We start from the raw sequence: 13,848 nt of genomic DNA, 5'->3' as shown, positions 1-13,848 counted from the left end.
AAACTATGAGTAATCCGAAACAACAACAAGAGCAGATTAATATTGAGTTGGACGAAACTATTGCAGAAGGAATTTATTCTAATCTTGCAATTATCAATCACTCATCATCAGAATTTGTTTTAGATTTTGTGAGCATTATGCCCGGTATTCCTAAAGCCAAGGTAAAGTCAAGAATTGTCTTGACACCACAACATGCTAAAAGATTATTGAAAGCAATTGGTGAAAATATTCATCGCTTTGAAGCCGCTCATGGCGAAATCAAAGAGACAGAACAAGCACCAATACCGCTTAATTTTGGTCCGGCAGGACAAGCATAAATTAATAAAAGCCCCAGTAATGGGGCTTTTTTTTGCGTGATAATTAAAATTAGATGTAGTTTACCCGATTTAATTCTACTTTCGTCGACTAAATTTCTTTATGTTATTGTATTGGTTTAATTTAGATATTCTTAATAAAGAAATTAATTTTTTGAAATATAATGACTTAGTATAAGGTTGGTTTAATTCAAATTAAAAAAAAGCGCTAATGAAAATTAGCGCTTTTTTTATGGTATTTATAGAATGAAATTTAATCAAATTCAGAAGTGAAGAATAATTTTACACTTGGATATTTGTTTTGTGTCATTTGAATTGTAAAGTCAGAATCGGCTAAAAATACCAATTGACCATATTTATCATGAGCCAGGAATTTCTGTTTGATACGTTTAAATTCTTTAAACTCATCATTTTTGGCATCATCAGGTTTTACCCAGCAAGCTTTGTGAACAGGGAAATTCTCGTAAGTACATTTCGCACCATATTCATGCTCTAAACGATATTGAATAACTTCATATTGTAGCGCTCCAACAGTTCCAATTACTTTACGGTTGTTCATTTCTAATGTAAACAACTGTGCAACACCTTCATCCATTAACTGATCTACTCCTTTATCCAATTGCTTGGCTTTCATAGGGTCAGCATTATTAATGTATCTAAAGTGCTCTGGAGAGAAACTTGGAATTCCTTTGAAACTCATTATTTCGCCTTCTGTTAAAGTATCTCCAATTTTAAAGTTTCCGGTATCGTGTAAACCTACAATATCACCAGGGTATGAAATGTCTACAATTTCTTTTTTCTCAGCAAAGAAAGCATTTGGACTAGAAAATTTTAGGTTTTTCTTTTGACGTACGTGGTAGTAAGGTTTGTTTCTTTCAAAAGTTCCGGAAACAATTTTTATAAATGCTAAACGATCACGGTGTTTTGGATCCATATTGGCGTGTATTTTAAATACAAAACCGGTCATTTTTTCTTCTTTAGGATCAACCAAACGAGTTTCAGAATCTTTTGGTCTTGGTGATGGAGCGATAGTAACAAAACAATCTAATAATTCACGAACTCCGAAATTATTTAAAGCCGAACCAAAAAACACCGGTTGAATTTTTCCATCTAAATAATCCTGACGCTCAAATTTTGGATAAACTTCATCAATTAATTCTAATTCTTCACGTAGTTTTTCAGCTGCTTTTTGACCTACAATTTTATCTAATTCAGGATTGTTTTGAACATCAGAGAAAGCGATCGTTTCTTCAATGTTTTTACGGCTGTCTCCGCTAAAAAGGTTGATATTTTCTTCCCATAAATTATAAATTCCCTGGAAATCATATCCCATACCAATTGGGAAACTTAAAGGAGTAACTTTTAAACCCAATTTTTGTTCTACTTCATCCATTAAGTCAAAAGCATCTTTTCCTTCACGGTCTAATTTATTGATGAAAACAATCATCGGAATGTTACGCATTCTACAAACTGCAACTAATTTTTCAGTTTGTTCCTCAACCCCTTTTGCAACGTCAATTACAACAATAACGCTATCAACAGCAGTTAAAGTTCTAAAAGTATCTTCGGCAAAATCCTTGTGTCCCGGAGTATCAAGGATGTTGATTTTTTTATCTTTATAATTAAAAGCAAGTACAGATGTTGAAACCGAAATCCCTCTTTGGCGTTCGATTTCCATGAAATCACTCGTTGCTCCTTTTTTAATTTTATTGTTTTTTACAGCACCCGCTTCCTGAATAGCCCCTCCAAACAACAATAATTTTTCAGTTAAAGTTGTTTTACCGGCATCGGGATGCGATATAATTCCAAATGTTCTTCTGCGTTGTATTTCTTTTAAAAAGCTCATATTTCGTATAAATAGGTTGCAAAAGTACTATTAATTACGGCTTAATAAAAATATTCACTTCCTAAATTAGGAACTCTTTTGTTTTATTAAAGATAATGTACAGGCAAAAAATAAGGCTGCTTTTTGGGAGCAGCCTTATTATAGTCTAAATTTAAAATTACTGATTAATAGACCAAACTGAATATCCTTTTGGAGGACATTGTATTTTTACCCATTTGTCTGCCTGAGTTGTTGGATACCAAGTTGAATTTCCTGTAAAATCCTTAATTTGTGTATTTGCCCAATTAGTCTGAATCCATCTTTCTTGCCAAACGTCTGAATTGTTGATGTAAACAACCAATCCTGGATTTCCGTTGTAACCATTTCTTCTGGCAATGTATTCATCATTATCAGAATATAAAATTGAAGTTGTACCAGTTGCTTTGTTGTTATGAATCCAAATCAAGTTGTTTAATTTGTTTTTATCCAACCATTCCTCATAATCTCTGTAGAAAATTGTTGGATATCCTTCATGGGTCAATATATAAGAATACGCTAATAATTTATTCGAAATTTCATCTGTATCGTGATTAGTCACAAACGTAACGGCTTTGTATGGGTTTCTCTTCCACATCATGTCGTCGTTTAATAATGCAAGATTGTTTCCGTCAAATGCATCATTCATTTTGTAATAACAAGCAAAATCAAACACAGAGCTGTTAGCACTGTTGGCCCAGTTATTTAATATATCTACATTAGAATCCCATAATTCACCAACAGAAAATCCACCTACATTAGCATTCCAATCGTGTATAACCCATGGAGCAAAACCTTTTACGTAATCAAATCTCCAGCCATCAAATTTCATGGTATTTTTGTAGTATTTACCGACTCCGTCAGTTCTAAGCCACAACCAATTTTGAACATTTGGAGCAGCGTGGCATAAATCTGGAAATCCTCCAAAAGCTCCTTCATCATTATTACCATAACTGTTTTTGTAAAAGTCATTGTATGTACGTGGGAATTTTCCTGAAGCTACCCCGGTAAAGTTTGTCCAAGTACTGGTTCCAGTAAAAGGATTAGCTTCAGATTGGCCTCCACTATTGTGATTAATTACAATATCGGCATATACTTTTAGGTTTTCAGTATGAGCATTGGTGATCAAATTTACCAACTCAGTTTTAGATCCGAATCTGGTTTCTGTAGAACCATTTTGGTTGTAGTCTCCAAAATCAAAATAATCTGTAGGATCGTATCCCATAGAGAAAGCTCCGTTTTGAGCTTTTGAAGCAGGAGGTAACCAAATAGATCCAATTCCTGCATTGCCCCAAGCGGCTACTTTACCGCTTACGGTATTCCACCAGGTTCCACCAGCGGGAACATCCCAGTAAAAAGCTTGCATCATGACTCCGCCACCAGGATTGTCTACATATTTTCCTGTTGAAGATGAGCTGGAAGATCCTGTACTGAAGGGTTTTCCGTCATGATGCGTAACATTAATGATTTCAAATTTCTGACTTTCAGCTTTTGAATCGACTTCGTTTGTTTCATTTTGCGAGCAAGAACAGAACAGTGCTGTAATTGCTGCAAGAAAATAAATCTTTGCATTAGGTTTTTTCATAATCGAGATTTGGTTAAGGTTAGATTAATAAAGTTGTAATTATATATTTATAAGCTTTTAAAAACGTACTATTCGTAATTTTTGCACCTATAAATTATAAATTACGCATCTAAAGTATATATTTTTTAGTTCGATCAGTTTTGATGAGAAAATAGTTATACAACGAAAACGTTGTAGTGTTAAAAACTTTTTTTTAGTGAGTTGTAAATTAACTATTTGTAATTTGTTGTGGCTTTGATAAACGCTGGATTCATATAGGAATTAAAGCGATGATTTTACTTTTCTAAAAAGATTAATCTCTTATAATGCGCCTTTCTTTTATGAAATTTAAATGTGCTCCATATAATTTTTTGTTAATAGTATAGCTGATAGTTGTATTATGTAATTGAATTGCTATTTTTGTTCGGTATAAGTTAGAAGAAACTAGATCTTAATTATTTAGTATTTTTAGAAGAATTTCCAAAATACAGATTAGATTGATTTTTAGTTCGAAAAGAAATTTTGAAACAAGATCTTACATTCAAATTAAATTTAAAATAATGTTATTAAAAAAATTACAGCTAAAAACAATTGATTACAAGTTAATGTTGACAATATGTTTTTTACTTTTTTTCAACTCAATTATTTCGGCTCAGGAAATTATTAAAGATACTGTGATTAAGAAACCAGTTGAATTGCCTTCTGGTCAAAAGCTGAAAGTTGATGGAATTATCGCTAATGTTGGAGACTACATTGTTTTAGATTCAGATATTGATAAAGGATATTTAGAGATTACAGCACAAGGTGGTTCTATAAAAGATATTACAAGATGTCAGATGCTTGGAAAACTTTTAGAAGATAAACTATATGCACATCAGGCAATTCAGGATAGTATCATTGTTAGTGATGCCGAGGTTAGAAGCATGATGGATGATCGATTGAATTATATGGTTCAGCAAGTTGGAGACATCAATAAAGTAGTTGCTTATTATAAGAAGAATTCTGTAGAAGAATTTAAAACATATTTTGCAGACATTTTAAAAGAGCAAAAGCTAGCTCAGGAAATGACTAAAAAAATCGTTGATGCAGTAGAAATAACACCTGAAGAAGTTCGTAATTTCTTTAAAAAAATACCAAAAGAAGAATTACCAACTTTTGGAGCAGAGATGGAAGTAGCACAAATTGTGGTAGAACCTAAAGTTTCTAAAGAAGATGAACAAAAGGTAATTGACAGATTAAACGCGATTCGTAAAGACGTTCTTGAAGGATCTAGTTTTGCTACAAAAGCAGTTTTGTATTCACAAGATCCAGGATCATCGCCAACCGGAGGTTTTTATAAAATGACAAGAAAAACACCTTTTGTAAAAGAATTTAAAGATGTGGCGTTTAGTTTGGGTGAAGGCGAAATCTCAGAGCCTTTTAAAACCACTTTTGGATATCATATTATTCTGGTAGAAAAAATAAAAGGACAAGAGGTTGAATTACGTCATATTTTAATTGCACCAACGGTTTCTGAAGACGCTTTAAAAGAAGCTAAAGAAAGAATTACTACTATTAGAAATAAAATTGTAAGCAAAGAAATTTCTTTTGCTGATGCTGCCAGAACAGAATCTGACGAAAAAGAAACAAGAGCAAACGGAGGAACATTAGTAAATCCTAATACTCAGGATACACGTTTTGAGTTGACTAAAATGGATCCAACATTATACGGTCAGGTTTCTAATTTAAAAGATGATGAAGTTTCACAACCACTTTTAAATGTAGATGATAAAGGTAAAAAAACATATAAATTAATTACTGTTACCAATAGAATTGACGAACACGTTGCTGATTATGCTAAGGATTATACTAAAATTAAAGAATTAGCATTAAAAGAAAAGCAAATCACGACAATTTCAAAATGGTTTGATACAAAAATAAAAGATACTTATATCAAGGTTATTGGAGAGTACAGAGATTGTAATTTTGTATACAATTGGTTGAAAAAATAATTTTTATTAAATAAAGAAAAAGAGTTAGTTTTATGAATCCATAGTACTAACTCTTTTTAATTTAAAATATATTCATAAATGTCTGACGTAACAGCAATTCACAATCTAGTTGAAAAACGAAACGAATTAAAAGCCGAAATAGCAAAAATCATTGTAGGGCAAGATGCCGTTGTAGATCAAATTTTACTTTGTATATTTTCTGGAGGGCATGCGCTTTTGATTGGTGTTCCTGGATTGGCAAAAACTTTAATGATTAATACTTTGTCTCAGGCTCTAGGTTTAGATTTTAAAAGAATTCAGTTTACGCCGGATTTAATGCCATCGGATATTTTAGGAAGTGAAATCCTGGACGAAAACAGACACTTTAAATTTATTAAAGGACCAATTTTTTCGAATATAATTCTTGCTGACGAGATTAACAGAACTCCGCCTAAAACGCAAGCAGCTTTGCTTGAAGCAATGCAAGAACGCTCGGTTACAATTGCGGGACAGAATTATAAATTAGATTTACCTTATTTTGTATTAGCAACGCAAAACCCAATTGAGCAAGAAGGAACTTATCCTTTGCCTGAAGCGCAATTAGACCGTTTTATGTTTGCTATTAAATTAGAATATCCAAGTTTTGAAGAAGAAGTACAAGTTGTAAAACGTACAACATCTGATGTTAAAACAACAATCAATCCATTATTTACAGCTCAGGAAATTATTGATTTTCAACATTTAATTCGCCGAATTCCAGTTGCTGATAATGTTATTGAATATGCTGTAACTTTGGTGAGTAAAACACGTCCGGATAATGCTTTATCAAATGATTTTGTTAAGAATTATTTAGATTGGGGAGCAGGACCAAGGGCGTCGCAAAACTTAATTTTGGCCGCAAAAGCACATGCAGCTTTCAATGGTAAATTTTCGCCGGATATTGAAGATGTAAAAGCAGTTGCAACCGGAATTTTAAGACACAGAATTATTAAAAACTATAAAGCAGATGCAGAGGGAATAACTGAAGAAGTTATTATTCAGAAGTTGATGTAAGAGAATATAAAAACTTAAAAAAGCCTAACAGAAATACAAACTCTGTTAGGCTTTTTTTTTATAGCGGAGTTTTGCTGGTTTCGTTTACAAGGCGAATTGGTTTATTGTAAAAGAGTTTGATCAGTAATACTTCAACAAGCGAAGTATATTTTTTATTGTCGCATTCGTACCACCAGTATGAAAAATATTGAATGTTATTTTTCTCCATTCGAACAAAATATATTTCGTCATTATTTTTCTTTACCGCTTTTGATTCTATTACTTTATAACCATTTCCTGTCCAGCAAATCAACGGATTGTGTGCTGGTGTTTTAATGTAAATGAGTTTTTCAGGAGTTACAATTTTAAAAACTTCCTTATTTACCCAAACACCTTTACTAATATTATAGTCCGAGTTTATATTGTCAAGTAATTTGTAATCTTGTTCTTTTTTGATTTCTAAACTAGTAGCAAAAAGAACTAATACTCCAGCTGTAATTGGGATTAAATTGAAATTATTGCTTTTGTCGTTTGTAATTGCTTCTTTTTTAGGTTTAAAAAATCGAATTAAAAATAACATTGGAGCAATTTGATAAAACACAAAGCAAAGCAATCCAATAGCATAATGCAGTGTATTCTCTTGAGTACAATTAAATAGAATTAGCGTTATGATTCTGAAATAATTCGAAACAATATTGAGTAAAATCAGAAGAAAACAGAACAAGAAAATTTGTTTGATATTAAAGTGTTTTTGCTGTTTTCTTTCTTCTATGGTTAATAAAAAAGCTCCGGCAAGCAAACCTGTCTTAAACATAGACAAACCCATACAAGCTGTGTCAATGGTTATTTTTGCATGGTTGATGTAAAAATTAACGCCTTCAATCTTATCTATAAGAATGAAGTTTTTTAAAGTTAGATAAACACCATAACAAAGAGTTTGTTTGATTTCGACTGTTAGATAATCAAAAAAAGTATTAAAAAGAGAAGAAAACAATATGATGCAAATAAAAGCAATGAACGAAAATTTGCGTGTAAAACTATAATAGACAAAACACGTAAATAAAGATAAAGCTAGAAAGTGCAATGATTTGGTATGCAGACGATAGCTAATGAATTCTAATAGAAAGATTAATCCCAAAAGGGGATAGTTCATATTAAATGAAGTTTTTCTACCCCCGATAAGAAATAATGCAATGGAAAAAACAATCCCAAAAAGATTACTGTCAAGACCATTTAATACAATGGTATAGTTTATCCCAAAAAGGAAAACTAAAATAAAAAGGACAATTGTTTTTTTGTATTGAACTAAAAAAGGATTCATTAGATAATTTGCTTTTTGGTTTTTCTGTAATAAAAGAAAAGTGCTGCTGATCCAATAATGATCAATAACCATTCGTGTGGCTCAGGAACGGCGCCATCATTATTGATAGAAGCATTTCCCAGAGTGTTCACATTTTTTTCGATTCCATTGTTTTTATAGTCTTCTTCGGTTTCAAGAACAATCAAAGAGGATATTGGAGTAACAATATTGGCGTCTTTGGCTAAGTCAACATATTGATTGTTGGCTAAAGAATCGTTTTGAATTTTAACTTGCTCTTCGAGAACCTTTCCAAAAGCATACATTCTGTAAATATGATTTGGTCCGTTGCTCTTTATAGAATCGGTTTTTGCATTTTCTGTAATTGAAATGTGTGCAGGTTCAATATTGACGGTATTTTTTTCGGTTTTGTATAAAACAAACTGATTTTGCTCAATTAATTTCAAACAATTTTTAGAACTAGTTTGGAAATAATCAATGTATTTCTGCTCTTTTACAGTCTGCCAAAATGGATTAATGTCAGAAGAGATATTGATTACTTTTAAATTTCTCTCTTTTGTTCCGATTCTTATTTTCTTTAAATAATCGGATTCTTCAAGTTCTTCAAAATTGGCAGAGAAAGTTCCGGATTTTGTAATGATTAAACTGTTTGGTGTAATTTTATAAAGTGGCAATAAAGAATAATGTAAATCTGCGAAGTCTAATTCAATAGCTTTGAAGTTTTCTTTATTAATAGTTTTCTTTTCTCCATTTATATAGACAAACAAATTCTTTTTATCCAGATTTACAAAAGATTCTATTTGTTTGGTAGTCCAGCTGCTGTTTAAATCCAATATAATTTCTGAAGGTTTAAATGAAATGACTGTTTTCTGAATGTCTTTTACTTCATAAATTTTATTTTTCCATGCAAATGAGCTCGATTGCGAGTTTTTGATTATCGGCATATTGGCTTCCCAATTGTCTAAACCTTTTGATTGATTGATATAAAAATGATTTTTTAGTTCGAAATCTTTACTCGTTTCTATTTTTTGATTTCCCACAACCTGAATTCGTGAAATAGTTTGAGCATTCGAAATATTTGGACCTTTTATAGAAAGACTTTGATATTTCATTTGATTATCTTCAACTTTTAGAGGAGTTGTAAAACCACATTTAAATTCCCTTGGATTTGCATTATTAATTGGGAAAACTCTAACTACAACTTTGTTCCCCTCTTTCCATTGCATCAATGACGGATCGCGGTTTTCTACACCAACAATTTGTTTATAGGCCTTTTGAGCTTTCTCTTTTGTAGTCAAAACACCTTTTCGTTCAATTCCATTTACCCATAAAGAAAGTGAAGTCGCAACAGAACCTTCTGGTAGCTGAAATGAGTAAATTGCTTCCTGATTTCTCCATGAACCTTCATCACTGGCAATCTTCATTGTAATTTCGGTGTAAGCCAAACGTGCCTCAGGGTATACTTTTACATCTTCCTTAATGCTTTTAGTAAATAAATCTTCACCACTCCATAATTGCTCCTCTGTTTCTAATCGTTTGTCAAAGTTTGATTTCAAAATATTAATTCTGTCATCATTACTTAAATCAAGATCTTGGCAGAACAAGTAAGCAAGAGAAATAATCGGGTTGTGGATTTTTCTTTCATTGTATTGTTTAGTACCAAACGAATCAAAGCTTCCAAAAGAAAATATATCGTGAAGTGGGATGTAAACGATGTCTTTTTTAAGTAAAATCTCATTGAAAAAATTTGGCTTTAAGTTCTGAGAAACTGAAATATAATTTGGCAAGTCTTCATCTTTATCAAATGATTTCATTGTAATAGATTGCGCTATTTTTCTGCTTTCGATACTTAATCCTACGGTAAAAGCTGCGATGCCAATTAGTACAATCAAAAAACCGGTACCAAAAGAAATATAATTGACTTTGTTTTGGGTTAGATTTCGTACGACTGTCAATAGATGAATAATAATAACCAGTGCCGGAACCAAACCGTAGAATCCCATTCCTAAAGCTATGATTCCCATAAAGGAAACTGGCATAATTGGAATAAGATACATTGCAAAGTATATAATGACTCCAAAAGACAAGCCATTTATAAAAAAGGAAATAGTGTTGTTTTGATCTTCTTCTGAATTTTTATAAATAAAAAAATTGGATAAGCAAAAGGCAAGTGTTGCTAAATAAACCCAGATTGGTAAATCATTAAAAACCGGAATAAAAATGTTCAGACAAAAACATCCAATAAGCCAATTCAGGATAAGAAATGGTGTTAAATGAATGTACTTTTCTTTTTTTCTAAGAATTATAAAAGAAAGACTAGCTCCGTATATAAATTCAAATATCAAACTTAATCCAGCAATTGGTTCAAAATCACGAAAATGGAATTCTTTGGATGCAAGAGCAGTTATTAAAAGGATAGTGCTCAGGACGGTCACGGCTAAACTAATAGTAACTCCTGGTTTCTTAGTATAATTTTCTAAAATCTCTAATTTGTGTTTCATAGTTATATTTATTTAAAAGTACTTTGAGTTGCAAAGTTATAAGAAAAATTGAATTACAGTTTTTTTTTATTCATTTTTTTTAACGTGATGAAATGGTAAAAAATTTGTCTGAAAAGAAATGTGTACGGAGAGAAAAAGGTGTTACTATAACGTTGTAAATATTAATTTAGAAAGATTCTTAGCTAAAAACGAGGTAAAATCTCACATCATTTATAACAACGAATTTCGACTTTGTTAAAGAAAAGATTTTAAAATACCAATAATTCATTTTTTTAATACAAAATTGATGTTTTGACAAAAACAAGCAGTGAAAATCGTTTTTTAACAATAATAATTTTTGAAAAGGCGAGTTCTATTATATTTTTTTTAATTGTCGGCTTTAATACCTAAATTTGCGTACAAAAAAAATAAAATACCTAGAAAAGACTTTTATTATGAATATTTATCAGGATTACATTCAAGAAATTGAAGAACGAAAAGGTCAAGGACTTCACCCGAAACCAATTGATGGTGCTGAATTATTAAGCGAAATCATTGAACAAATTAAAGATTTGAATAATGAGTACAGAGAAGATTCTCTTAAATTCTTTATTTATAATGTTGTACCTGGAACGACAAGTGCTGCTGGTACGAAAGCTAAGTTTTTAAAGGAAATTATTCTCGGTCAATCTGAAGTAAAAGAGATAACTCCAGCTTTTGCTTTTGAGTTATTATCACACATGAAAGGTGGACCCTCAATCGAAGTATTATTAGATTTAGCACTTGGTAATGATGCATCTATTGCAAAAGAAGCTGCAAATGTTTTAAAGTCACAAGTTTACCTTTATGAGGCAGACACGGATCGTTTAAAAGAAGCATTTAAAAATGATAATGCAATTGCTAAAGAAATTCTTGAAAGCTATGCACAGGCAGAGTTTTTTACAACACTTCCAGAAGTAGTTGAAGAAATTAAAGTAGTGACTTATATCGCTGGAGAAGGAGATATTTCAACAGATTTGTTATCTCCGGGTAATCAGGCACACTCACGTTCTGATCGTGAGCTTCATGGTAAATGTATGATTACGCCTCAGGCACAAGAAGAAATAAAAGCATTACAGGCAAAACATCCTGACGCAAGCGTTATGTTGATTGCTGAAAAAGGTACAATGGGAGTTGGTTCTTCAAGAATGTCAGGTGTAAACAACGTGGCACTTTGGACAGGTAAACAAGCAAGTCCTTATGTTCCATTTATTAATATTGCTCCAATTGTTGCAGGAACAAACGGAATTTCTCCAATTTTCCTAACAACAGTTGATGTTACTGGTGGTATTGGTTTAGATCTTAAAAACTGGGTTAAAAAGCTTGATGCAGAGGGTAATATTATTCGTAATGAGAATAATGAACCTATTTTAGAAGAAGCTTATTCTGTTGCTACAGGAACAGTACTTACAATAAACACAAAAACTAAAAAGCTTTATAACGGCGATAAAGAATTAATTGATATTTCTAAGGCATTCACACCTCAGAAAATGGAATTTATCAAAGCTGGAGGATCATATGCAATTGTATTTGGTAAAAAGCTTCAAACATTAGCAGCGAAAGTTTTAGATATCGAAGCTCCTCTTGTATTTGCTCCATCAAAAGAAATTTCTATTGAAGGACAAGGACTTACAGCAGTAGAAAAAATCTTCAACAAAAACGCTGTCGGAATAGCTCCAGGTAAAGTATTACACGCAGGTTCAGATGTTCGTGTAGAAGTTAATATCGTAGGTTCGCAAGATACAACTGGACTTATGACGGCTCAGGAATTAGAATCTATGGCGGCTACTGTAATTTCGCCAATCGTTGACGGTGCATACCAATCGGGTTGTCACACAGCTTCAGTATGGGATAAAAAAGCTCAGGCAAACATTCCTAAATTGATGAAATTTATGAACGATTTTGGATTAATCACAGCTCGTGATCCAAAAGGTGTTTATCATGCAATGACTGACGTAATTCACAAAGTTCTAAACGATATTACAATCGATGAGTGGGCTATCATTATTGGTGGTGACTCTCATACAAGAATGTCAAAAGGTGTTGCTTTTGGTGCTGACTCAGGAACAGTTGCACTTGCACTTGCTACTGGAGAAGCTTCAATGCCAATTCCGGAATCTGTAAAGGTGACATTTATTGGAGAAATGAAAGATTATATGGACTTCCGTGATGTAGTTCATTCAACACAAGCTCAAATGCTTAAGAAATTTGGTGGTGAAAATGTTTTCCAAGGTAGAATTATCGAGGTTCATCTTGGAACTCTTACTGCTGACCAGGCATTTACATTTACAGACTGGACTGCAGAGATGAAAGCAAAAGCTTCTATCTGTATTTCTGAAGATGATACCTTAATCGAATCATTGGAGATTGCAAAAAGCAGAATCCAGATTATGATCGACAAAGGAATGGACAATGAAAAACAAGTTCTTCAAGGATTAATCAACAAAGCAGATAAGAGAATCACAGAGATTAAATCAGCTGAGAAACCAGCGTTGACTCCGGATTCTAATGCTAAATATTATGCTGAAGTTGTTGTAGATCTTGATCAGATTATCGAACCAATGATTGCTGATCCAGACGTAAACAATGTTGATGTTTCTAAACGATACACACACGATACAATCAGACCTTTATCTTTCTATGGTGGAGAGAAAAAAGTAGATCTTGGATTTATCGGTTCTTGTATGGTTCACAAAGGAGATATGAAAATCCTTGCTCAAATGCTTAAAAATATTGAAGATATACATGGTAAAGTTGAGTTTAAAGCGCCTCTTGTAGTAGCACCTCCTACTTACAACATTGTAGATGAACTTAAAGCCGAAGGTGATTGGGAAGTTTTACAAAAATATTCTGGTTTCGAATTCAACGATAATGCTCCAAAAGGTGCAGCACGTACAGAATACGAAAACATGTTATACTTAGAGCGTCCGGGTTGTAACCTTTGTATGGGTAACCAGGAAAAAGCTGCAAAAGGAGATACTGTAATGGCAACTTCTACACGTCTTTTCCAAGGAAGAGTTGTAGAAGATTCTGAAGGTAAAAAAGGAGAATCATTACTTTCTTCTACACCTGTTGTTGTTTTGTCTACAATTCTTGGTAGAACTCCTACATTAGAAGAGTATACAGCAGCGGTAGATGGTATTAGCCTGACTAGGTTTGCACCATCTCACAAGTTGTTAGTTATGTAATCACATGATTGTTAATTATAATTCAAAAGCCCGAGTATAAACTCGGGCTTTTTCTTTTCTACCTACTCTATTTTTCGTAACT

8 protein-coding genes are annotated in these 13,848 nt (G+C 32.4%); 4 read left to right on the top strand and 4 right to left on the bottom strand.

Annotated features, from left to right (window positions below; translation table 11 throughout):
• Positions 1 to 5: 5 nt before the first annotated feature.
• Positions 6 to 317: a DUF3467 domain-containing protein gene (locus tag LPB88_RS12870; protein WP_072959407.1), complete on the top strand. Its 312-nt coding sequence runs from the start codon at positions 6 to 8 to the stop codon at positions 315 to 317.
• A 250-nt stretch (positions 318 to 567) separates the two neighbouring features.
• On the opposite strand, the gene LPB88_RS12865 is transcribed toward LPB88_RS12870, so the two are convergent.
• Together LPB88_RS12865 and LPB88_RS12860 are read right to left on the bottom strand one after the other, a co-directional pair.
• Entirely contained in the window at positions 568 to 2,160 is a 1,593-nt protein-coding gene (locus tag LPB88_RS12865) for a peptide chain release factor 3 (RefSeq protein WP_230716096.1), read from the bottom strand.
• 157 nt (positions 2,161 to 2,317) lie between these two features.
• On the bottom strand, positions 2,318 to 3,760 hold the full coding sequence (locus LPB88_RS12860) for an alpha-amylase (protein ID WP_230716095.1): 1,443 nt from the start codon (positions 3,758 to 3,760) through the stop codon (positions 2,318 to 2,320).
• Between the two features lie 539 nt (positions 3,761 to 4,299).
• Between LPB88_RS12860 and LPB88_RS12855 the strand changes: the two genes are divergently transcribed.
• Together LPB88_RS12855 and LPB88_RS12850 are read left to right on the top strand one after the other, a co-directional pair.
• Complete coding sequence (locus LPB88_RS12855; protein WP_230716094.1) at positions 4,300 to 5,730, top strand: peptidylprolyl isomerase; 1,431 nt, start codon at positions 4,300 to 4,302, stop codon at positions 5,728 to 5,730.
• 78 nt (positions 5,731 to 5,808) lie between these two features.
• Complete coding sequence (locus tag LPB88_RS12850; RefSeq protein ID WP_230716093.1) at positions 5,809 to 6,762, top strand: MoxR family ATPase; 954 nt, start codon at positions 5,809 to 5,811, stop codon at positions 6,760 to 6,762.
• 58 nt (positions 6,763 to 6,820) lie between these two features.
• Here LPB88_RS12850 and xrtN read toward each other — a convergent pair whose 3' ends face one another.
• Together xrtN and LPB88_RS12840 are read right to left on the bottom strand one after the other, a co-directional pair.
• Complete coding sequence (xrtN, locus tag LPB88_RS12845) at positions 6,821 to 8,062, bottom strand: exosortase N (RefSeq protein ID WP_230716092.1); 1,242 nt, start codon at positions 8,060 to 8,062, stop codon at positions 6,821 to 6,823.
• Positions 8,062 to 10,560, bottom strand: coding sequence for an XrtN system VIT domain-containing protein (locus tag LPB88_RS12840; RefSeq protein WP_230716091.1), 2,499 nt, complete (start codon positions 10,558 to 10,560; stop codon positions 8,062 to 8,064). The genes xrtN and LPB88_RS12840 overlap by 1 nt, the downstream gene beginning before the upstream one ends.
• A 434-nt stretch (positions 10,561 to 10,994) precedes the next feature.
• On the opposite strand from LPB88_RS12840, the gene LPB88_RS12835 reads away from it, so the two are divergent.
• Positions 10,995 to 13,766, top strand: coding sequence for a bifunctional aconitate hydratase 2/2-methylisocitrate dehydratase (locus tag LPB88_RS12835; protein WP_230716090.1), 2,772 nt, complete (start codon positions 10,995 to 10,997; stop codon positions 13,764 to 13,766).
• Positions 13,767 to 13,848 lie beyond the last annotated feature (82 nt).

The organism is Flavobacterium sp. JAS (genome assembly GCF_020991455.1).
Taxonomy (GTDB): domain Bacteria; phylum Bacteroidota; class Bacteroidia; order Flavobacteriales; family Flavobacteriaceae; genus Flavobacterium.
The sequence above is the reverse complement of the archived record's forward strand: the minus strand, read 5'-3'. Positions and strand labels throughout refer to the sequence as shown.

Bases quoted from the DNA above. Each gene is read 5' to 3' on its own strand.
- LPB88_RS12870 (WP_072959407.1), top strand. From the start codon at position 6: ATGAGTAATCCGAAACAACAACAAGAGCAGATTAATATTGAGTTGGAC.
- LPB88_RS12865 (WP_230716096.1), bottom strand. From the start codon at position 2,160: ATGAGCTTTTTAAAAGAAATACAACGCAGAAGAACATTTGGAATTATA.
- LPB88_RS12860 (WP_230716095.1), bottom strand. From the start codon at position 3,760: ATGAAAAAACCTAATGCAAAGATTTATTTTCTTGCAGCAATTACAGCA.
- LPB88_RS12855 (WP_230716094.1), top strand. From the start codon at position 4,300: ATGTTATTAAAAAAATTACAGCTAAAAACAATTGATTACAAGTTAATG.
- LPB88_RS12850 (WP_230716093.1), top strand. From the start codon at position 5,809: ATGTCTGACGTAACAGCAATTCACAATCTAGTTGAAAAACGAAACGAA.
- xrtN (WP_230716092.1), bottom strand. From the start codon at position 8,062: ATGAATCCTTTTTTAGTTCAATACAAAAAAACAATTGTCCTTTTTATT.
- LPB88_RS12840 (WP_230716091.1), bottom strand. From the start codon at position 10,560: ATGAAACACAAATTAGAGATTTTAGAAAATTATACTAAGAAACCAGGA.
- LPB88_RS12835 (WP_230716090.1), top strand. From the start codon at position 10,995: ATGAATATTTATCAGGATTACATTCAAGAAATTGAAGAACGAAAAGGT.